General features: G+C 61.3%; 16 protein-coding genes. 11 read left to right on the top strand and 5 right to left on the bottom strand.

Going from position 1 to position 21,069, the window contains the following annotated elements:
* The first annotated feature begins 9 nt into the window (after window positions 1-9).
* Window positions 10-978, top strand: coding sequence for a 2-hydroxyacid dehydrogenase (locus ACW9IR_RS17280; protein WP_223026177.1), 969 nt, complete (start codon window positions 10-12; stop codon window positions 976-978).
* On the opposite strand, the gene tssA is transcribed toward ACW9IR_RS17280, so the two are convergent.
* The 5 genes from tssA to ACW9IR_RS17255 are packed head-to-tail and all read right to left on the bottom strand — an operon-like array spanning window position 975 to window position 8,478.
* Entirely contained in the window at window positions 975-2,057 is a 1,083-nt protein-coding gene (gene tssA, locus ACW9IR_RS17275; RefSeq protein WP_150729990.1) for a type VI secretion system protein TssA, read from the bottom strand. The genes ACW9IR_RS17280 and tssA overlap by 4 nt on opposite strands.
* Window positions 2,054-5,875: a type VI secretion system protein gene (locus tag ACW9IR_RS17270; RefSeq protein WP_457464354.1), complete on the bottom strand. Its 3,822-nt coding sequence runs from the start codon at window positions 5,873-5,875 to the stop codon at window positions 2,054-2,056. Before ACW9IR_RS17270 ends, tssA begins: the two co-directional genes overlap by 4 nt.
* On the bottom strand, window positions 5,872-6,636 hold the full coding sequence (locus ACW9IR_RS17265; protein ID WP_016982935.1) for a DotU/TssL family secretion system protein: 765 nt from the start codon (window positions 6,634-6,636) through the stop codon (window positions 5,872-5,874). The genes ACW9IR_RS17270 and ACW9IR_RS17265 overlap by 4 nt, the downstream gene beginning before the upstream one ends.
* An 18-nt stretch (window positions 6,637-6,654) precedes the next feature.
* The gene (tssK, locus tag ACW9IR_RS17260; RefSeq protein WP_457464351.1) at window positions 6,655-7,986 is read right to left on the bottom strand and encodes a type VI secretion system baseplate subunit TssK; all 1,332 of its coding nucleotides are present in this window, start codon (window positions 7,984-7,986) and stop codon (window positions 6,655-6,657) included.
* A 45-nt stretch (window positions 7,987-8,031) separates the two neighbouring features.
* Window positions 8,032-8,478 (bottom strand): hypothetical protein, encoded by a 447-nt coding sequence (locus tag ACW9IR_RS17255; protein ID WP_016982933.1) that lies wholly within the window; start codon window positions 8,476-8,478, stop codon window positions 8,032-8,034.
* A 227-nt stretch (window positions 8,479-8,705) separates the two neighbouring features.
* On the opposite strand from ACW9IR_RS17255, the gene tssB reads away from it, so the two are divergent.
* The 10 genes from tssB to ACW9IR_RS17205 all read left to right on the top strand — a co-directional run bounded on the left by tssB (window position 8,706) and on the right by ACW9IR_RS17205 (window position 21,002).
* On the top strand, window positions 8,706-9,248 hold the full coding sequence (tssB, locus tag ACW9IR_RS17250; RefSeq protein ID WP_102902022.1) for a type VI secretion system contractile sheath small subunit: 543 nt from the start codon (window positions 8,706-8,708) through the stop codon (window positions 9,246-9,248).
* A 30-nt stretch (window positions 9,249-9,278) separates the two neighbouring features.
* Window positions 9,279-10,760 carry a type VI secretion system contractile sheath large subunit gene (gene tssC, locus ACW9IR_RS17245; protein WP_016982931.1) on the top strand — a complete coding sequence of 494 codons (1,482 nt, stop codon included), beginning with the start codon at window positions 9,279-9,281 and terminating at the stop codon, window positions 10,758-10,760.
* A gap of 74 nt (window positions 10,761-10,834) precedes the next feature.
* The gene (locus ACW9IR_RS17240; RefSeq protein WP_016982930.1) at window positions 10,835-11,332 is read left to right on the top strand and encodes an Hcp family type VI secretion system effector; all 498 of its coding nucleotides are present in this window, start codon (window positions 10,835-10,837) and stop codon (window positions 11,330-11,332) included.
* A gap of 15 nt (window positions 11,333-11,347) precedes the next feature.
* Window positions 11,348-11,791, top strand: coding sequence for a type VI secretion system baseplate subunit TssE (gene tssE / locus ACW9IR_RS17235; RefSeq protein WP_095120269.1), 444 nt, complete (start codon window positions 11,348-11,350; stop codon window positions 11,789-11,791).
* A complete protein-coding gene (tssF, locus tag ACW9IR_RS17230) occupies window positions 11,775-13,568 on the top strand; it encodes a type VI secretion system baseplate subunit TssF (protein ID WP_102902020.1) in 1,794 nt (597 codons plus the stop codon). The genes tssE and tssF overlap by 17 nt, the downstream gene beginning before the upstream one ends.
* A complete protein-coding gene (gene tssG / locus ACW9IR_RS17225) occupies window positions 13,532-14,557 on the top strand; it encodes a type VI secretion system baseplate subunit TssG (protein WP_457464347.1) in 1,026 nt (341 codons plus the stop codon). The genes tssF and tssG overlap by 37 nt, the downstream gene beginning before the upstream one ends.
* A gap of 1 nt (window position 14,558) precedes the next feature.
* Window positions 14,559-17,099 carry a type VI secretion system ATPase TssH gene (gene tssH, locus ACW9IR_RS17220; RefSeq protein WP_110720498.1) on the top strand — a complete coding sequence of 847 codons (2,541 nt, stop codon included), beginning with the start codon at window positions 14,559-14,561 and terminating at the stop codon, window positions 17,097-17,099.
* A gap of 79 nt (window positions 17,100-17,178) precedes the next feature.
* On the top strand, window positions 17,179-18,369 hold the full coding sequence (locus ACW9IR_RS17215; RefSeq protein WP_102902017.1) for a hypothetical protein: 1,191 nt from the start codon (window positions 17,179-17,181) through the stop codon (window positions 18,367-18,369).
* 67 nt (window positions 18,370-18,436) lie between these two features.
* Complete coding sequence (gene tssI, locus ACW9IR_RS17210; RefSeq protein WP_457464345.1) at window positions 18,437-20,446, top strand: type VI secretion system tip protein TssI/VgrG; 2,010 nt, start codon at window positions 18,437-18,439, stop codon at window positions 20,444-20,446.
* Between the two features lie 13 nt (window positions 20,447-20,459).
* Window positions 20,460-21,002 carry a toxin-antitoxin system YwqK family antitoxin gene (locus ACW9IR_RS17205; RefSeq protein ID WP_095120262.1) on the top strand — a complete coding sequence of 181 codons (543 nt, stop codon included), beginning with the start codon at window positions 20,460-20,462 and terminating at the stop codon, window positions 21,000-21,002.
* The last annotated feature ends 67 nt before the right edge of the window (window positions 21,003-21,069 follow it).

Raw genomic sequence — 21,069 nt, 5'->3', positions numbered from 1 at the left:
AGCCGCGCAATGCCCGCAACCGTTCTGGTACTGGTTGAAACCATCAATGACTATTTGCCGATCCTCGAACATCAGGGCTTCCATCTGATTCTCGCCCCCACACCCGCCGAACGTGCGCAAGCCATCGCCACCCACGGTAGTCGCATCGACGCAGTGCTGACGCGTGGCCCTTTGGGCCTCACCGCCGATGAAATCGCCGCCCTGCCCGCGCTGAAAATCATCACGGTGATCGGTGCCGGGTACGAGCATGTCGACCTGCAAGCCGCGAGCAACCGCGGCATCACCGTCACCAACGGCGCCGGGGTAAATGCCTCATCGGTGGCCGACCATGCGATGGCGATGCTGCTGGCGCTGGTCCGTGACATCCCGCGTTGCGACGCTGCCGTACGCCGTGGGGAGTGGCCGAAGATCATGCGCCCGTCGCTGGCCGACAAACGCCTGGGGATTCTCGGACTCGGCGCAGTGGGCATGGCAATCGCCAAACGCGCGAACCTCGGCTTCGACATGCAGATCAGCTATCACAGCCGTCAGGTGCGCAACGATGTGCCGTACGCATTCTGCTCGACGCCGACCGAACTGGCGCGAGCGTCGGACTTCCTGATTGTCGCCACGCCCGGCGGCATCGGCACACAGCATCTGGTCACCCGCGCGGTGCTCGATGCGCTCGGTCCGAAAGGGTTTATCGTCAATATTGCCCGCGCCAGTGTGATCGCCACGTCGGATCTGATCACCGCGCTTGAACAACGCAGGATCGCCGGTGCCGCACTGGATGTGTTCGACCACGAGCCGCAAGTGCCGGATGCGCTGAAAACCCTGAGCAACGTGTTGCTGACACCACATGTTGCCGGCCTGTCACCGGAAGCGACGCAAGGCACGGTGGAGTTGGTGGGCAAAAACCTCGTGGCGTTCTTCTCCGGCGAACCGGTGCTGACGCCCATCGCACTGCCACCAAAACTCAACAACCAGCGCGTGCACTAAAGCACGCCGAGCAACGTCCACAAACGCCGCGATTCGGCGTCGGCACTGATCAACTCACCGAGCAATTCGCTCAGCGGCTTGTTGCCCCACTCGACCCCGCGCCGGATCAGGTACGGCACCGGGCTGTGGGGTTCGGTACGGGCGAGGTATTCGGCGATCAGCAGCAATTGGCGATACGCCTCTTCGCGATTGGCCGGCTCACGAAAGGCCAAGGCTACCGGTGCGGGTTCTTCCGGCTGCGCAACGGCGACGGGGGCTTCGACTGGCGGCGGTGGCGGTGCCGGTTGTTGTGGGTGCATGGCGATAAACTCCTGAACCAGTTTCAGCAGCGCCTGGATAGTGTCCTGCAAGGGGCGCAATCCCGGCGCCTGATCCCCCAGATAGCCATCACTCCAGGTGTTGAGCCGTTGCAAGTGTTGCAGGCTCAGGAGCAGATTGCCCTGAGTGCGCAGCCAGAATGCCAGCGGCGTGGCGCGGATTTGTTCGTTGAGCTTCTTCTGTTCATTGCGTGCGGTTTCCGCCGAGGTCTTGGCGTTCTTGCTGTCGTTGGTCTGCACTTGCTGCACCTGCAAGCGCCGCCAGACTTCCAGGGTGTAAGCCTCGAAATCGCTGTTGCGGCTACCGAACAACGGCACCCGCGTGAGCAATATTTCACTGTACCGGCGCACCAGCCATTCCAGCGGAATCACCCGCCACGACTGGTCGCCGTCCTCGGCCTGCGGGTGCAGATGCTCGGGAAAGCGCTCACACAACCCGGCGACCAGCGCCAGACTCCCAGGCAAGCCGTCCAGCGCTTGCAAGTGCAGCCACGCCTCGCCGAGCCAGGCGCTGAGCATCAGGTCCTTGCTGCGTTCCAGCAATAACGTCGTCGTGAGTTTTTCGACGTCCGGCCAGTTCGCGCGCTTGAGCGTCGATTGCCAGACCCCGGTCGGCAGGCTGGCGTCGTCTTCGCGACGCAGGTCGCGCAACTGGTCGAACTCACGTTCATAGCGCAGATCGACGCCGCACGGCGCATCCGCGCTGAGCGGTGTGAGCAGTTGGTCAATCAAGTCCGGCAACGTCGTCGATGGCAGGCTCACAAGTCTTCCTTCTGCGATTCAAGGGCGGCGGTGCTGCCGGTCACCTGAAACGGCGAACGCGGCGCGCGGGTTGGCAACGGCGCGATCGACAGCGGCAGTTTCGAGCCCTGGCTCATCAGCGACAGGCGCACGAACATTCGCGTGAAGTCGCTGGTGACGCTGTCCGGCGCTCCGGTCACGGGTAAACGCAACGTCAGCGGGAAATCGGTGTAATCCACGTTTGGCTGACGCTGCACCGAGAAATGCGCGCGCATAAGGCGCAGCAATGACCATGGCCCGCCGTACTCCCAACCGGCCTCCAGATCACGCACCACCAGATTCGGTTGCAGTGGATCATTGACCGGCCGTTCCTTGCCGTTACGCGCCCAGCGCAGGGTCAGGCGGACAGGCTGGCCGACCATCCAGCGCAGGTTCGGCTGCTCGGCTGCCGGATAGTTGATTTGCTGATTGCCGGCGAGCAAGCCCCAGGCAATTACCTGATCGGCGCCCAGTTCATCATCGCGATCGGTGCGCCAGCGCACGTCCAGCTCGACGCCAAGGATGCCGCTCTTGTCACGCACGAACAGCGGCGTCAGCCAAGTGGCGGCCTGCTTCAAGCGGTTGAGAAAGTCCGCCGCGGCCAGGCGCTCCGGGGTCTGGTTGGTGGCAAGACCGGCCTGCGCAACCGGCAGTTTTTTGTCGATCAGTTGCAGAAAATATTCAACCCGCGCCGGATCGGCATCCTGCATCTGCACGCCGTTGGCGAACGGAAAACGATCCGCCAGATATTGATTGAAGTAGTTGGCCAGCTCATTCCACGCCGCAGCGGCCTGTTGCACTTGCAGCATCTGGCAACGCTGCATGGCCTCCTGCTGCAACTCAACCGCGCGCATCGCCAACGTGCCGCGTCCGCCGGCGACGTTGGCGGTCTGCAACATTTGCAGGCAGGAATTGACGTCCATCTCGACGAAATCGCGGCTGACCAGTTGCTCGATCTGTGCCGGCGAACTGGCCGGGTTGGCCTCTTTGTATTTGCGCAGTTCGTCGTTGAGCGCACTGAACTGCGTCACGCGCTCGTAATCCAGTGCCGACAGATTGGCTTGCTGCGTTGTCAGCCACTGCAACGATGACGTCCGCCGCTCAGTAATGCCGAGCATGGTGTTGAACTGCTGCTTTAGGCTCAGTTTCAGATCCTGCACGTCGCTGGCGCCGAACAGTTCCAGACCGAGATTTTTCGAGCCGTCCCACTGGCTGATTTCGGCCCGCCCGCCGAACAGCGGTTGCGCGGTGATTTCATCCAGACCACCCATAAGCTGCGCCATGGCGCGGCGGTTGAGCGCCGTTTGCAGACGCGTGGCGAGATCCGCGCGGTGCACCTCGACGAAGGCCTTTTGCAGGGCCATGGCTTGCTCGGCCTGCACATTGAACACAGCGTAAGGATGCGCCTGATCGTTGTGATCCTTGAGGCTCAACCACATCGCCTGGGCGGCGGCGCGCTCGGCGGCTTTGAGCACCGCAACGCGATAGTCCGGTGGAATGCGTGGCAGTTCTTCGGCGATGTAGCTGTTGTAGTCGGCGAAATATTTCAGCGATTCATTGAGGTCATCACCGTCCACGGTCTGGCCTTGCATATTGACGTTGTCTTCGCTGGCACGCAGGGCGACCGAAACGAAGTCACGCTTGAACAGCGCCTGGATCGCGTTATCGAGTTTCACCACTTGCTCTTGCAAGGCCAATTGCCCGCTGACTTGCTGTACCAGCAAATTGTCCCGGGAGCCGACCTGGGCGATCCATTGATCGCGGAAACTCTGCTGCAAGCGTGACGCTTGCGTGTCGAGGTCTTGTTGGACTTGCGCGCCCAACAATGTGCTCTTGCCCACTTTGGCGAGAAAGTCACCATAACCCGGCACCAATTCCTGGCCTTTGCCACGGCTCCACGTTGCATTGGTCAGGGCAATCGCCGCTTGCAGATCGTCGACCAGCGCAGTCAGCTCTTCGAGCTCGCCCAGGCTGTTGCCACTGCCCGCCTCCAGTTGATCGAGGTGCAATTTGAGGTAACCGGCCTTGCTGACAAAGTTGTCGGCGAGGAAATATTGATCCAGCCAGCGTTGCATCAATCCGGAAAAGTTGCTGACGATCAGCGGCCGGTCGACGCTCAGGTCGAGTGCCTGCAAGCTGCCGTCTTCGCCGGCCACCAGCAACCGATTGTAGAAGTTCGCGTAGGGCAAGGTGCCGGTGTTGAGGTTCAGCGACAGCGCGTTGTTACTCAGTTGCACCAGGTCGTCCAGTGGTGCGCGTTGATTGTTTTGCAGCTGATTGAACAGCTGATTCTGCTGCTCCAATCGCAGTGCCCGATCCACCAGGTCGGTCGCCTTCAGATAGTTCTGCCACTGCGCGGGGTCGTCGCTTTCGACACTGCTGCGCCGGTCGGTGCTGCGGATCGCCTTGATCTGCGCCAGCTCCGCGCTCAGCAGGTCATGCAGCGGCACCACCACATGACGCTGGGTGGATTGCAAGACTTCCTGCTCGAGCTGATTGTCGAGCGAGGAAAACCACGACGTCGGGAACACCAGCGAGACATAGTTCCAATGCGGCGCGCGTTCCAGAACGCGCCAGAAGGTCTGCACATTGCGCCGGGTCGAGTCGACCCGCTGCGCTTCATCGCTGATCGCCACGTAGCCCTTTTGCGCGCCCTGCATCTGCCGCGCCAGTTCGTGAGCATCCTTGACCGACGCATGCCAGACCCACAGCATCGCCACCGCCCAGACCACCCCGACGACCAGCGCGATCCCGGCAGTCAGCCGCTGCCAACGCTGGCGCAGACGCAACAGGCGCGGTACGCCGTGCGCCAGACCACGCTCACCGACCAGTCGCTGGCGCCACAACTGTCGGGCAAACGCGCTGCGCTGCAAGCCGCTGTCATCCACGGAAAACCCGTCCTGCGCATCCTCCCCGGCCACATTGGCGGTGAAATACACACCACGAAAACACGGTGCCTCACCTTGCGCATTGCCCTGAAACACCGGCTCCAACACGTTCTGCAAACCGCGCCGCAAGGTTTCCAGACGATCCGGCAAGGCATACAGATCCGCACTCAACTGCCCGGACAAGGTGCCAATTTCAATCACCGCTTCGGCCACCGCGCGGTGTAGACGATCCAGCGCCTGATCGCTCCACTGGCCTTGCCAGACGGCATCGCGCGCATAGGGTGACGACCAGCCCAACGTAGCTTCGCGCGCCTCTTGCGGCAAGGCGCTGATCAGATCCTGAACCCCCGGCAATTCCTCAAGCCCGGTGACAATCACATACACCGGGACACTGAGCCCGAAGCGTTGCAGCAGGTCGATAAAGCGCCGACGTGAGGCCAGACCCAACTGAGTTGCTTGCTCAAGATTACTTAGCCGACTGACTGGCACCGTCCAGACCACTGCGTCCAGCGGCCGTTTACTGCGCAGCCGCAGGATCAGGCCGAGCAGCCGCCACCAACTGCCGCGTTGCAAGTGCATGCCGTCGTCCGGCAGAAACAATGCTTGCGGCACCACCAGCACTGCCCCTTCGGGGTCCGACCACCAGCGACCGAACCACGCCGGCTTATCGGTCGGTTGCAGGCGCCATTCTGTGACCAGTTGCGTGCCTTGGACTTCGTCGCCGAGCATCAGCAACCATGGCATCTGATAGCGGTCGAGATTGCCCTGGTCGCGTTCCATATGGCGCACGGAGGCATAGAAACTGCGGATCGCTGCGCCACTCTGCGTGCGCAACCACCACACCGCCACCACGATGATCACCAGCAACAACAGCAGCGCGACGGCCCACGCCACGATCGTCAGCGGGCTCATGAGGCTTGCTCCGGCGCACTCACCCTATCGCCGCTTTGCAGTGCCGGCGCCAACTCCTGGCCGATGTCCCGCCACAACCAATGCCCCAGCGCGGTCAACAACAGCACCATCGCCAGAATACCCAGTGCCAGACGAAAGCCATCCGGCAGCGCCGTGCGCACCGGCAGTTGCAGCGCCGGTGTTTGTGAGGGCTGCACCAGGCGCTGACTGACATCGGCGTAACTGGCTTCGTCTTGCCAGGCCAGGTTGTACAGCGCCAACCGCCATTTCTCCAATTGCGCCTGACTGTGTTCACCGCGCAGACGGCCATGGAAACCGAGGATCAGACACTGCAGGTACACGTTGGCCAGATCGCGAGTGGTCGGCTGCTGTTCTTCGAGCAAGGTTTGAATCGCTGCAGGTACTTGTTCGCCCGCCTGACGGCTGGAATACAGCCGCGACTCCAAGGGTTTTTCCTGCCACGCCGCTTGGCCGGGCCATGGCGTGAATAGCAGGGTTTCGTCGACCAGCGCGACAAATGCATATACCAATGCCTTGACCTGTTCGGTCGCCGAATCGCCGACCCGCGAATAGGCCGTGCGCCACAATCGCTGCGAAGCCTGCGTCGAGAGTTCGACAACGGTCTCGACCAGCGCCGCTTCGTCCTCGCTGTCCTTGGGCAATTGCAGCCAATCCTGTTGCCATTGCTGCCAGGTCTGGCGGAACGCGCTGCTCAACGGTGCGTCCTGCAACCCAAGGCTTGCGGCACTTCCCTGCGACATACGGCGTTCCTTGTGTGATCAGGCACTTTCATTGTTCTGTGCGATAAACAGCACCACTTGCCATGGACTGCTGGTCAGCTTCGCCGCCGGTGCAGCAATCATCAGCGGCAGTTGCGCATCGAACCACGCGCCTGCGGCAGTGATCACAAACAGGCGCGTGTCTTCGCCGACGCTGTAGGCAACCTGCTCACTGCGGCTCATGGCCTGATGGGACAACCCGCTCATGCGCTGACGGCTGAGCAGCGCAATGTGCGGCGCCGAGGCGATGATCGCGCCGCGCAACCAGTCGATCGCGGCTTGCTCGCTGGCACCGTTGGGCATGCGCAGACCGATGACCAGACGCTGACTCGGCTGCTCGTCCGGCAACTGAATCGAGAAGCTCTGCTCACTGCGTTCGAACGGCAGGCTGCGATAACCGGCCCGAATCATTTCCAGGGTGGTTTCCAGCCATTGCAGCACCGCGTCGTAACCGCGCTGCAATTCGACAAAGTCCAGCGGGGCAAACGCCGGCACGCCGGCCAGCGGATCGAGCGCCGACCACGCGCCCGCCAGTCCGAGCAGATGCACATAAAGGGTTTGCGCATGGGCGATGCGGCTGTTCAGTGCGCCTTCGACTTCCGGCAGGCGCGCCCATAACGCGGTCAACTGACGGCGAATTTCCAGCGCATCGTCCTGATTGCCGGCCTGCTGCGCCTGACGCAAGCGGCCGCCGAGAAACAGGCATTTCTCCCGTGCCCGCGCGCAGAGCCCGGCGATGCGTCGGCCAAGTGCGGATTCCGGTAACAGGATCGGCGTCGGCGGGGTGTAAGACAACGGCAGAAATCCACCACCCTCCTTGCGGATTTTCAGCAGCGGCAGGCAGATTGAATCGGCTTTGTTCAGTTGCGTGCACAAACGCGGATTGGGTCGCCACACGGTAATTGATTCGGGAAATTCACCGCTGGTGAGATCCGGCAACGCCTCCCCCACTACCGACTGCATCCGGCCCTTGAGCGGCAGCAATTGCCCGGCGCGCCACATCGGGCTGATTGCCAGAAACACCGTGACGGTGGCATCGTCGGCGGCATCGATCGCCGCGCTGACGTCCAGTTCCAGGGTTGGCCCGGTGCCGGCCTGCAAGTCCACCGGCAGACCATCGGGCATCGTTCCTTGCAGCGACAGCACGCGCACCATGCCGGCGCTCAGCGCCGAAGGATCGAACTCCATGTGGCTGACACCCCAGAACCACGGGTTGCACGCCTGCGCAAGGTGTGCACCGAGCGCTTCGGCCCGCAGCCCCTGCAACTGAAAATGCTGCGGCAACAATTGCATGCCTTCATGCCAGCAAACCGCGTCAGGTAGCAGACTCATACGACTCCTTTCGACCCTGCCGCAAGCCGGCGGCGAGCGGTGTTTTCAATTTTCCCGGCTGACCAGATTCATCTCGCGACTGTCGAATTTCAGCCATGCCTCGCGCTGATCATCGAGGCGTAATCGGTGCGCTCCGGGTGTGTTATAGCTGGCGAAGACCAAAAGTCCAGCGGCCTTCTTGCCCCCCAACGGGAAGGGTTGGCGGTCGATGAATTGCCCCGGCACCAGCTCCAGTCCCCACACGCTCATCAACTGACGATAGTCGCGCTGGTACTGCTCGCGCCCGGCGAACCACTGACTGGCGCTGATACCGGACAATTGCTTGAGCAGATCAGGGTCGGCGACCGCGATGAAATCCACGGCAATCGGCGTGTCGTCATTGGCTTTGGGCGCGACGTCGAGGGTCAGGCTGTCGAGGTCCACCTTCGGCCCGAAGAGGGAGCAACCGGCCAGGGACGCAAACAGCAGTGTTAGAAAAAGTCGTCTACGCAAAATGAATTTTCCTTTTCACAAGCCTGTCCAAAAATGTTTTTGCTTGCTTTTTTATAGACCTGTTCTAGCGTCTTGGGTAGTTCGGTTCCTACAGCCGAATCAAGAAGGTTTGTCAAAGGAACGACAGGTCATCTGCCTCCCTTTCTAACCTACGGTCCAGCAAGGGAAAGCGATGAACGGGCCTCCCCGATGCATTGCGCCCACTCATCGCATCGGAGTCCGCCGTCATGGCAGAAAGTACTCAGCACAAGCTCGACCGGGTGCGCCCGCCCCGAGTGCAAATCACTTACGACGTCGAAATCGGCAACGCCATCGAGAAAAAAGAATTGCCACTGGTGGTCGGGATTCTTGCCGATCTGTCGGGCAAGCCACTTGAGCCATTGGCAAAACTGACTGACCGGCGTTTTACCGAAATCGACCGCGACAACTTCAACGAAGTGCTCGCCTCGATCGGCCCGCGCGCCACGTTGCAGGTCAACAACACCCTGAGCGGCGACGACAGCAAGCTCAACATCGAGCTCAATTTCAAACACATCGATGACTTCGACCCGGTCAAGGTGGTGGAGCAAGTCACCCCGCTGCGCCGCCTGTTCGAGGCCCGCCAGCGCCTGCGCGATCTGCTGACCAAACTCGACGGCAATGATGACCTGGACAAGCTGTTGCGCGACGTGATCGCCAACACCGAAGGCCTGCAGGAAATCAAATCGGCCCGCCCGGACACCGCTACCCCGGCCGCTGACGCCGAGGCCCCGGCCGAACCGCAAGCCTGATCGTCCACTTAATCGAGGGGAGAATTCGCCATGCCCGCTTCAGCTCAGAAACAAGCCAGCGACAGTACGACCGAGACACTTTCCCTGCTCGACCAGATCATTCTCGACGGCCGCATGGCCCACGATGACAGTCAGCAGGATTACGCCCGCGACATGCTCGCGGAGTTCGCCACTCAGGTCCTCGACGAAGGCATGGCCATCGACAAGGACACCGTGGCGATGATCAACGATCGCATCAGCCAGATCGACGAGCTGATCAGCGCCCAGCTCAACGAGGTGCTGCACCACCCCGATCTGCAGAAACTCGAAGCCTCGTGGCGCGGTCTGCACATGCTGGTGCAGAACACCGAAACCAGCACGCGACTGAAACTGCGCCTGCTCAATGTCACGCAGAAAGAGTTGCAGAACGACCTGGAAAAAGCCGTCGAATTCGACCAGAGCGCGCTGTTCAAAAAAATCTACGAAGAAGAATACGGCACCTTCGGTGGCCATCCGTTCAGCCTGCTGGTCGGTGACTACACCTTCGGCCGCCACCCGCAGGACATCGGCCTGCTGGAGAAACTGTCGAACGTTGCCGCTGCTGCGCATGCGCCGTTCATTGCCGCCGCCAGCCCGCGCCTGTTCGACATGAACAGCTTCACCGAACTGGCCGTGCCGCGCGATCTGTCGAAGGTGTTCGAGAGCCAGGAGCTGATCAAGTGGCGCTCGTTCCGCGAGAGCGAAGATTCGCGCTACGTGTCTCTGGTGCTGCCGCATTTCCTCCTGCGTCTGCCCTACGGCCCCGACACCTCGCCGGTGGAAGGCATCAACTACGTCGAAGACGTCAACGGCACCGACCACAGCAAATACCTGTGGGGCAATGCCGCGTGGGCGCTGTCGCAACGCATCACCGAAGCCTTCGCCAAATACGGCTGGTGCGCGGCGATTCGTGGCGCTGAAGGCGGCGGCGCGGTGGAAGGTCTGCCGGCGCATACCTTCCGCACCAGTTCCGGCGACCTGTCACTGAAATGCCCGACCGAAGTAGCGATCACCGATCGCCGCGAAAAAGAGCTCAACGATCTCGGCTTCATTGCCCTGTGCCACAAGAAAAACAGCGACGTCGCGGTGTTCTTCGGCGGCCAGACCACCAACAAATCCAAGGTCTACAACACCAACGAGGCCAACGCCAATGCGCGGATCTCGGCGATGCTGCCGTACGTGCTTGCCGCCTCGCGTTTCGCCCATTACCTGAAGGTGATCATGCGCGACAAGGTCGGTAGCTTCATGACCCGCGACAACGTGCAGAGCTACCTCAACAACTGGATCGCCGACTACGTGCTGATCAACGACAACGCGTCACAGGAAATCAAGGCGCAGTACCCGTTGCGTGAAGCGCGCGTGGACGTCACCGAAGTCGCCGGCAAGCCCGGCGCCTACCGCGCGACGGTGTTCCTGCGGCCGCACTTCCAGCTCGAAGAGCTCACCGCGTCGATCCGCCTGGTGGCGACTTTGCCGCCACCGGTTGCTGCCTGACCTGCTTTGCCCTCGCCGCAGCTGCGGTGAGGGCTTTTTCTATCTAGCGCGACACCCTTCAGGAGTTTCAAGCGATGGATGCAATCATTCTCGACCTCGGCGGCGATATCAAAGGCGACAGCCTGCTCGAAGGTTTTGCGGACAAGATCGAAGTCATGTCCTACAGCCACAATGTGGCGATGCAAGTGACCAACGATGTCAGCAACTCGGAGCGAACCTCCGGTAAACCCCATGTCGGCGAATTCACCTTGACCAAGTTCATCGACAGCTCGACGCCGTCACTCAACGAATACTGCTGCGCCGGCAAACCGATCCCCGAAGCCATCATCACTATCGGTCGCAACGCCGCCGAGGGCAGCGGACAGTTGATGCCTTTCATCGTCTACACCCTGACCAACGTGGTGATTTCCAACGTCAGCGTCAGCGGCGGCACCGGCGGCAAACCGGTGGAAACCCTGTCGCTGAACTTCACCAAGATCAAATGGGAACTCACCGCACAAAAAGACGATGGCACCAAAGAAGGCACCGCCGCGTCGACCTGGGACATGGCCGCCAACAAGCTTGTCAGCTAACCGGACGCCCCGGCCATGGCTGGCACCGGCATCCTACCTCCGCTGCTCGAACGCCTCGCCTCCAGCGAGGCCGACAGCACGCGGGAGTTCGATCGGCAGGATTTGCTCGACTCGGTGCACGCCGAGCTCGGGCGCCTGTTCAACACCCGCCGTGGCCCGCGCACGCTGACCCAGCCGCCCAGCGTGATCGATTACGGCATCGCCGACTGGAGTGCACTGCAACAGCAACGCAGCGATGACCGTCGGCGGCTGGCACGGGACATCCGCGAAGCCATTACTCATTTCGAACCGCGCCTGATTCTCGGCGAAGTTCAGGTCAATCCCGTGCCCGAACAACCGCAGCGAATGAGCATTCGCCTGATCGGCGAATTGCGCAGCGGCGAGCAACACTGGCCGGTGGCATTTGTCATCGAGCCCGGCGGGCAAGGGCTGGAGGTGCGCCATGAGCGACTCGATTGACCCGCAATTGCTCGATTACTACCAGCGAGAGTTGACTTGGCTGCGGCATGCCGGCGGCCAGTTTGCCGAACGTTATCCGAAAGTCGCCCGGCGCCTGCAATTGTCCCCCGGCGAATGCCCCGATCCACATGTCGAGCGGTTGCTCGAAGGTTTTGCCCTGCTGGCCGCACGTCTGCAACGACGGCTCGATGACGATTACGCCGAATTCAGCGATGCGTTGCTTGAACAGCTTTACCCGTTGGCCATGCGCCCGTTGCCGTCCTGCGCCATCGTTCAGTTCGAACCTGATCCAGGCAAAGGCAACCTCGACGAGGGCTATCCCCTGCCCCGCGACACCCCCCTGTTCGTGACCACCGGCAAAGGTGAAAGCATTCACTTTCGCACCTCGGCCGCTGTGTGTCTGTGGCCGCTCGAAGTCAGCGAAGTGCTGTTGCTTGGCGGTGATGAAGCGCAAGCGCTGACCGGTGTCGCACAATCGCGCTCGGCATTGCGCCTGAGCTTGCGCTGCCTTGGCGAAAGCCAATGGGCGGAACTTGGCATCGAGCAATTGCGCATCCATCTGGCCGCGTCGCCAGTGGTGAATGCCGCCCTGTATGACTTGCTCGGCGCCCATGCGGTGCAAGTGCTGGCCGGGTCGCCGGGCAGCGTGCCGATCGTACTCAAAGGCCTGCCGAAAACCGTCGGTTTCAGTGATGACGAAGTCATGTTGCCGGATGAAGACGGTGTGCATCCGGGCATGCGTTTGCTGGCCGAGTACTTCGCCTTCCCGGACAAATTTCACTTTTTCGATCTGCCGCTGAGCGGTGTCGCCAGTGACTGTCAGACGCTTTATCTGTACATCGTGTTCGACCGGGCGCCGGGCTGCCGCCTGCACTTGCAGGCCAGCGACATCGCTCTGGGCTGCGCACCGGTGATCAACCTGTTCCCGCGTACCTCTGAGCCACTGCGCCCGGACGGCACCCGCAGCGAGTACCGTTTGATTGCCGACAGCCACCGCGAAAACAGCGTCGAGATTCACAGCATCCGAGGCATGCGCGCCAGCTCCAGCTCCGGCGTGCAACGGCTGCCAGCCTATTACGGGAGTCAGCACAGCGGTGGCGATCAACAACGCTACTGGCATGCGCGCCGGGTCAGCGGCATGACCGCGAACCGGCTCGGCAGTGACCTGTTGGTGAGCGTGGTCGACACCCGGTTCGAACCGCAAACCGATCTGCCCGACTACAGCCTGACGGCCGAGTTGCTGTGTACCAACCGGCACTTGGCCCAAAGCCTGCCCGCCGGGACACCGCTGGGTTTCGAACGCCCTGGCCCGGTGGCATGGGCTCGCCTGCGCAACCCACCGAGTCCGCAAAGTCTGCCGCGCCTGGATGGCGATTCACGCTGGCGGCTGGTGTCGCAACTGACTCTCAACCATCTGTCACTGGTCGAAGGTCCGCAAGCGCTCGATGCTCTTAAAGAGATCCTGCAGCTGCATAACCTGCGCGATGAAACCAGTGCGGTACGGCAGATCGAAGGCCTGCTGAGCCTCAGTTGCGAACGGGTGATCGGCCATGTCGGCGGCGATGCGTGGCGCGGTTGGCGCAATGGTCTCGAAGTGCAGTTGCAACTTGATCCACAGCATTTTGTCGGCAGCAGCGCGGTGCTGTTTTCGGCGGTGCTGGCGCAGTTCTTTTCGGTGTACGCCACGGCCAATCGCTTTGTGCGCACGGTGTTGATGCAGGAAGACAAGGAGGTCAAGGCATGGCAACCCCAAGCCGGCATGCCCCTGTCCCTCTGACCCTGAGCCAGCGCCTGCGCCGTGATCCGCAGGCGTTCGAGTGGTTGCAGGCGTTGTTGTTGCTTGAGCGCGAGCAGCCGCAGGCGCAATCACTCGGCAGCGGCACCTCGCCGCAAGCGGAAGCATTGAAACTGCGCGGGCCTCTGACGCCGATGTTCGCCGCCAGCCAGATCGAAAGCCTGCGCGAGTTGCCGGGTGAATCGCTGACCCTCGACACGCCGATCTTCGGCCTTGGCGGGCCCGACGGCCCCCTGCCCTATGCTTGGCAGGAATGGCTGCAACAACGGGCGCGAGCCAAGGATCATGCGCCTGCCGAATTTCTCGATCTGTTCCAGCATCGCCTGCTCAGTTTGCTCTACAAGGTCATGCGCAAACACCGCATCGCCATCGGTTTTGTCACGCCCGGCGCGTCACCGGTACAGGCGCAACTGCGCGCGCTGACCGGGTTGTTGCCAAAGTCTTTGCAGGAACGCCAAGCGGTTCCTGATTGTGCGGTGCTGGCCTGCACCGCGTTGTTTGCCGATGGCCGCCGCTCATTGGCCGGGTTCGCCGCGATTGTGCGCGAGCAGTTTGCCGTGCCGGTCGAGTTGAGCGCTTACCAAGGTGCGTGGCGCGAGATTCCGCCGGCGAGCCGCAGCGTCATCAAACCGGGAGGGCGCAATCTGCGACTGGGGCGCAACGCCGTCGCCGGCACGCGGGTCTGGGATGAACATGCAGGTATTCGTCTGACGCTCGGACCGTTGCCCTCGACGCAGGCCGGGCGGTTCCTGCCGGACGGCGAAGCGCACCCGGCGCTGGCCAGCCTCGCCGCGCTGTACTTCGGCCCGGATCTGGACGTGACGCTGGTGCTGCTGATACGCGGAGCCGGACCGCTGAAACTCAATCGTCAGACGCCGGCGCAGGTCACCTGGAACGGCGGTCTGCAGCGGCAGGCCAGCCTCGCTGTTCAGCGCATCGAAACCCGTCTTCGCCAGCTGGAGATCACCTGAAATGGAACTGGCCAGCCTGATCGGACGCCTCAACCCGGACAACCGCCGCGCCCTTGAACGCGCCGCGCAACGGTGCTTGCAGCGTGGCCATCACTTTGTCGAGATCGAACATCTGTTGCTGGAACTGCTCGACATCGAGGGCGGCGATCTGGCTTTTCTGTTGCCGCGCTTCGGCCTCGAACGTGACGCCCTGACGGCGGAGATCAACAAGGCGCTGGATCTGTTCAAGGCCGGCAGCACGCGCACGCCAGCACTGTCGTCACACACCTTGGGTTTGCTCGAAGACGCGGTGGTGCAGGCCAGTGTGCTGGGGCTCGACAGCATTCGTTCCGGGTTGCTGTTGTTGGCGCTGGTTGATCGCGATGAGCGCCGCAGTTTGTTGCTCAACAGTGCCTCGTCGTTGCTGCGGATCCCCAAAGAAGCACTGCGGGCGAACCTACTGGAATGGACGGAAAACTCTCGCGAGCATGTCGGCCCGCGCGCTGTGTCTTCTGCAAACCCTTCACCACGCCAGGACTCAGTGCTCGATCAATACACCCAGGACCTGACCGCCGACGCGCATGCCGGGCGCATTGATCCGATCGTTGGCCGCGACGGCGAGATTCGCCAATGCATCGACATTCTGCTGCGGCGTCGACAGAACAATCCGATTCTGGTCGGCGCGCCGGGGGTGGGCAAAACCGCCGTGGTCGAAGGCCTGGCCCTGCGCATCGCCGCCGGCGACGTGCCGCCATCATTGCAGGAAGTCAGTTTGCGCGTGCTGGATCTGGGTCTGTTGCAGGCGGGCGCGGGGGTCAAAGGTGAATTCGAACAGCGTTTGAAAGGCGTGATCGATGCGGTACGCAGCGCCGACAAACCGATCATCCTGTTTATCGACGAAGCGCATACGTTGATCGGCGCGGGTGGTGCCGAGGGTGGCAGCGATGCGGCCAACCTGCTGAAACCGGCACTGGCCCGTGGTGAGTTGCGCACCCTCGCCGCGACCACCTGGATGGAATATAAGAAATACTTCGAGAAAGACCCGGCCCTCGCCCGCCGCTTCCAGCTCGTGCAGGTTGAGGAACCGGACGAAACCACTGCCGTGGAAATGCTCCGTGGCGTCGCCGCCAAACTCGAACAGCACCACGGCGTGCAGGTGCTCGACGCGGCGATCCATGAAGCGGTGAAGCTCTCGCACCGCTACATCTCTGGTCGCCAGTTGCCGGATAAAGCCATCAGCGTGCTCGACACCGCATGCGCCCGGGTCGCCCTCGGCCAGCACGATACCCCGCCGCCCCTGGAAAGCCTGCGCCACCGACAGAACAGCCTCAAGGATGAAGTCGAACGCTTGCGCCGCGAACAGGCGACAGGCCTGGATCATCGCGAGCGCATCACCCTGCTGGAAAGCGAATCGACCGGTAACGTGCAGGCCATCCGCGAACTGGAAACCCGCTGGGGCGAAGAGCGTGTGGCCGTGCGCGAGCTGCTCGACACGCGCCGCGAACTGCTCGACTTGAGCGAGCGCGCCGACAGCGACAAGCCCGATGAAGCCACCGACAGCCGCATCGATCATCTGGCCGCCGAGTTATTGCGCCTTGAGGCCGGGCTGGATGCGATCCGCCAGGACGATCCGTTGGTGCCCGAACAGGTCGACGCGAAAACCGTCGCCGCCGTGATTGCCGGCTGGACCGGCATCCCGGTCGGCAAAATGCTCGCCGACGAAGCCCACGCCGTGCGCACCCTTGGTCAGCGTATGGGCCAGCGGGTGATGGGCCAGAGTACGGCGCTGAACACGATTGCCCAGCGCTTGCAGGCCTATCGCGCCGGACTGACCGATCCGCAAAAACCGGTGGGTGTGTTCCTGCTGGTCGGCCCAACCGGCGTCGGTAAAACCGAAACCGCTTATGCCCTGGCCGACGCGTTGTATGGCGGCGAACGAAATCTGATCAGCATCAATCTTTCCGAGTATCAGGAAGCTCACACCGTCAGCCAACTCAAAGGTGCCCCGCCCGGTTATGTCGGGTATGGCAGTGGTGGCGTGCTGACTGAAGCGGTGCGACGCAAACCGTATTCGGTGGTGCTGCTCGATGAGATCGAAAAGGCCCATCCGGATGTGCTCGAGGCGTTTTACAACGTGTTCGATAAAGGCTTGATGGAGGACGGCACCGGCCTGGTGGTGGACTTCAAGAACACCGTGATGCTCGCCACCAGCAACGTCGGCGCTGAGCTTTTACTCGATACACCGGTGGCACAACTTGGCAGTGAGGCCTTCAACGAGGCACTGCATAAAGTCTTGCTGCAAGCGTTCCGCCCGGCGTTTCTGGCACGCATGACCGTGGTTGCGTATCGGCCGCTGGATGAAGCGACGCTGGAAGGCATTGTGTTGGCGAAGCTGGAAAAACTGCGTGGCCGTTATAAGGCAGCCACGGGCAAACAGTTCGAGTTTGATTCGGGCATTGTCAAAGCGGTGCTCGCCAAGTGCAGCGCGGCGGGTGCGCGGGATGTTGAGAACGTCTTGATGACCCAGGTGACGGGGAAGTTGGCGGAGTGGGTCCTGGAATAAACAGCCGCCAGCCTCGCCGTACTGACATCAACCCAAACTGGCAACCGAAAACGTTTGAGCCAAGTAAAGGAGTACGCCCATGCCATACGGCGAACAGCTGTCCATACACCCTTGCGAAGTCAAACCCTCATTAGAGCCCCTGCAAGCCAGCATCGGCCGCCTGATCATAAGTATCAGGGCGACTGAAAAAGCACGTAAGGCAGCACTGGAAGCCAGAAAAAATCTGCTTGTCTACCAGCACCTGGTGATGGAGGACAACAAGAAGGCCCGCCAGACCTATCTGCGCGATATCTATCCCCAGGAGCTCAAAACGATCGGGGTGACGATCACCACGTTGCGCGCACGCATGCACAACATCGCGATTGTCGAGGAGAACGGCATCTATGTCAGTCTCGGCGGCAGCAAGGAAAAGATGTTCCATATCCTGACCGGGGACGACGCGTTTGAAAAAATCGTCGGCGAGGAAGGCCTGCTCCGACCCGTTTATGTAAAGAAGCACGGCATTCTCTCCGAGAAAGAAAAACACTATGTAAAAGACCACTTCCTGCGTTTTACCCGGCGCTATGCCTATGTGGAAAAACCTTGGGACGTTTTCGACATACTCCTTACAAACCGGGCCCTCAAGGGCAAGCATGTGCCAGATCTGGAAGGCGACCCGCGAAGAAAAAGTGCAAGCGTTGCGCAGAAGTACGATTTCGCCGAGTCAGTGAATGACCATGCGCGCATGTCCATTCGTGAACTGGCGTTCGTCAATCAGGAGGACGGCAGCACCGTACAGCGAGGCCTTCCGCTCGGGTCGACGCCGAAGGCATTGCATGGCAACGAGGGGTACCGTTTCGGCAGATTCGACGGCGTGTTATTGCAAGTGGATCTGGCCAGAATACCGGAGCATGAGGATTTCCTGCTGCTTAATCTGTACTGCTTCGATGCCCAGCGCGTCACGGCAGAAAACCCGACGTTAGGCCTGATCACTTACAACCTCAGGGCCAAAGGAGGGGGTGTCGTGCGCAAAGGTGCGAAAGCAAAGGCCACCGCCGAGGAAAGCAAGGCACACACCGATGGCAGCACGCAGAAAAACCGCGAACTGCTGTTGCTTACTCTGCCTTTGTCGGCGATCAGCAGCGTTTGTTTTCACAGCGAGATAAAGCTTCTCAACCATGGTGAAGCAGTGAAAAAAATGATTTTCGACGCCGGTGGTGCCGTCAATGTGCCGACCTTTCATGCGCCTCATTGCGCGACATTTGAAGAAGAGCTTTTCCCCAAAAACTAACCACGGATTCACGTCTGGTGGCGCAGCCGCCCGCGTGTGAATCTGTCTGCAGAACAGAGGGTGATTAATGCCCCGCGCCACCGACAGCAACACCAGCCTTTCCCTCACCGCCACTTCGCTGTCGGCGCTCTATCCTGAGTCATTTTCCGGCGACGAAGCGCTGAACAGTCTGAGCGCGCAAACGCTCAACGGGCTGAATGACGGCACCTCACTCACCCTGACCAGCGCCGTCGCCACCCACGTCACCACCACCCTGCACAATGACGCGCAACTGCGCCCGTTCGATGCCCTCGTCGCCGAAATTCGTCAACTCCCCGCCGATGCGACCGCCGAGCGCTATCAACTGGTGCTGCGCCCGTGGCTGTGGTGGCTGACCCTGGCCAGCAACAACCGCGTGTTCCAGAACCTCGCCACCTCGGACATTGTCACGACGATTTTCAAGGCCCACGGTTTCAGCGACTTTCAGCTATCGCTGACCGGTAGCTACACGCCACGCGAATATTGCGTGCAATACGCTGAAACCGATTTTGCCTTCGTCTCGCGTTTATTGGAGGAGGAAGGGATTTTCTGGTTTTACACCCACGATGCAGGCAAGCACACCTTGGTGCTGGGCGATAGCAACGACGCTTTCGTACCGATTCCCAACGGGCCGACGGTCAAGTACCTGGGCCAAGGCCTTGGCGAGCGTGAATTGCATGGCATCCGCTCCGGGCAGGTCAGTCTGCAAGCAGTGGCCGGGGTCTATCGGGCGACGGATTATGAATTCACCACACCGACCACCTCACTGTACGGGCAGGCTGAAGCGGTGGCCGGGCCGCTGTCGATGTACGAGCATCCGGGCGGTTATACCGCCAAGGCACGCGGCGATACACTGACCAAGCAACGCGTCGATGGTTTGCGCAGTGAGGAAAAACGCTTTGTCGGCGAGAGCGACTGTCGGTGGCTGGTGCCGGGGCACTGGTTCACTCTCGACGGGCACGACGATACAAGCCTGAACATCGATTGGGTGGTGACACGAGTCACCCATGACGTCAGCCACGAAAGCTATCGCAACCGCTTCGAAGCGATCCCCAAAGCCACGCCGTTTCGGCCGCAACGTGTCACCGCAAAGCCGCGCATGCATCCGCAGACTGCAATCGTCGTCGGTAAATCAGGCGAGGAAATCTGGACCGACGAATATGGCCGGATCAAGTTGCAATTTCCCTGGGATCGCGACGGCAAGAATGACGAAACCAGTTCCTGCTGGGTGCGCGTGGTGTTGCCCTGGAGCGGCAAGGGGTTTGGCATGCAGTTCATCCCACGCATCGGTCAGGAGGTCATCGTTACGTTTATCGACGGTGATCCGGATCGGCCGCTGGTGACCGGTTGCGTCTACAACGGCGACAACGCCCTGCCCTATGCGCTGCCGGCCAATCAGACCCAGTCCGGAATCAAGACCCAGTCTTCCAAGGGTGGCGGTGGCTTCAACGAGTTGCGCTTCGAAGACAAGAAAGACGCCGAAGAAGTGTTTTTGCAGGCGCAGAAGGATCTTAATATCAACGTGCTCAACGACACCACGGCCACCATCGGTCACGATGAAACCCTCACGGTGCAGAACGCCCGCACCCGCACGGTCAAGGACGGCGACGAGACTGTGACCCTGGAAAAAGGCAAGCGCAGCGTGACCATTCAGACCGGCAGCGACAGCCTCGATGTCAAGGACAGCCGTACGGTGAAAGTCGGTGCCGACCAGAATCACAGCACCGGCGGCAATTACACCGACAAGGTCACCGGCGATTACAACCTGACGGTGGATGGCAACCTGACGATCAAGGTCAGCGGCACCCTCACCCTGCAAAGTGGCGGCAGTTTCACGATCAAGAGCGGCGCCGATCTGGCGACCTCGGCCAGCACCTCGATCACGCACAAGGCCGGCACCGCGCTGACCAATCAGGCCGGCACTTCTCTGGACAACAAGGCCGGCACCACATTGACCAACGATGCGGGGATCAGCCTGACCAACAAGGGAGCCGCCTCGCAGACCGTCGATGGTGGCGGCATGCTGACCATCAAGGGCGGTCTGGTGCAGGTCAACTGAACAAGGAAAAGTCATGGCGATCACACCGCTGGATCTGCAGCAGGATGACAAACAGCTCAAGGGGCGATTGCAGGACGGTCAGCTTGATGGGCCGCTGAACATCAAGAATGACGGGCGTAGGCAGGCGGATCTGCATTACAGCCAAGGCGAGTTACAGGGCACGTCGCTGCTCTATCACGCCAACGGCAAGGTCTCGGCGCAGATGCCATTTGTGCGTGACAAGTTGCAGGGCGTGGCCAGTTTTTACGCGCCGGAGGGATTTCTACAGCGCAAGGCAACCTATCGGCGCGGGTTGTTGCATGGCGAGGCGTTCAATTACTTCCCGGATGGGCAAGTGGCGGAAGCCGAGGTTTATCGCGATGGCGTGCGTGAGGGGCGTTATCAGCGCTTTCATCCGAATGGCAAACCGGCGTTGGAGGCGCGCTATGTGAACGGACAATTGCTGGAGCCGGAGCAAGGCTTTGCCGAGGATGGGCGGCCGCTGGGCGCGGACGGCAAGCCGATTTCGCGGGTGCGCTGGTGGTATCGGCAGTGGACGGATCCGCAGCAGGCCTGAGCCCCTGAAACGCCCCTCACTGTAGAGACCGGTACATCCTTTACAAATTAGACCGGGGACATCGTTT

It is taken from the genome of Pseudomonas sp. SDT291_1_S447 (genome assembly GCF_054070155.1).
This window is presented reverse-complemented; position numbering and strand designations above follow the sequence as displayed.

Bases quoted from the DNA above. Each gene is read 5' to 3' on its own strand.
- tssG (WP_457464347.1), top strand. From the start codon at position 13,532: ATGGCAACCCCAAGCCGGCATGCCCCTGTCCCTCTGACCCTGAGCCAG.
- tssF (WP_102902020.1), top strand. From the start codon at position 11,775: ATGAGCGACTCGATTGACCCGCAATTGCTCGATTACTACCAGCGAGAG.
- ACW9IR_RS17240 (WP_016982930.1), top strand. From the start codon at position 10,835: ATGGATGCAATCATTCTCGACCTCGGCGGCGATATCAAAGGCGACAGC.
- tssE (WP_095120269.1), top strand. From the start codon at position 11,348: ATGGCTGGCACCGGCATCCTACCTCCGCTGCTCGAACGCCTCGCCTCC.
- ACW9IR_RS17265 (WP_016982935.1), bottom strand. From the start codon at position 6,636: ATGTCGCAGGGAAGTGCCGCAAGCCTTGGGTTGCAGGACGCACCGTTG.
- tssC (WP_016982931.1), top strand. From the start codon at position 9,279: ATGCCCGCTTCAGCTCAGAAACAAGCCAGCGACAGTACGACCGAGACA.
- ACW9IR_RS17270 (WP_457464354.1), bottom strand. From the start codon at position 5,875: ATGAGCCCGCTGACGATCGTGGCGTGGGCCGTCGCGCTGCTGTTGTTG.
- tssI (WP_457464345.1), top strand. From the start codon at position 18,437: ATGCCCCGCGCCACCGACAGCAACACCAGCCTTTCCCTCACCGCCACT.
- ACW9IR_RS17205 (WP_095120262.1), top strand. From the start codon at position 20,460: ATGGCGATCACACCGCTGGATCTGCAGCAGGATGACAAACAGCTCAAG.
- tssK (WP_457464351.1), bottom strand. From the start codon at position 7,986: ATGAGTCTGCTACCTGACGCGGTTTGCTGGCATGAAGGCATGCAATTG.
- tssH (WP_110720498.1), top strand. From the start codon at position 14,559: ATGGAACTGGCCAGCCTGATCGGACGCCTCAACCCGGACAACCGCCGC.
- ACW9IR_RS17215 (WP_102902017.1), top strand. From the start codon at position 17,179: ATGCCATACGGCGAACAGCTGTCCATACACCCTTGCGAAGTCAAACCC.
- tssB (WP_102902022.1), top strand. From the start codon at position 8,706: ATGGCAGAAAGTACTCAGCACAAGCTCGACCGGGTGCGCCCGCCCCGA.
- ACW9IR_RS17280 (WP_223026177.1), top strand. From the start codon at position 10: ATGCCCGCAACCGTTCTGGTACTGGTTGAAACCATCAATGACTATTTG.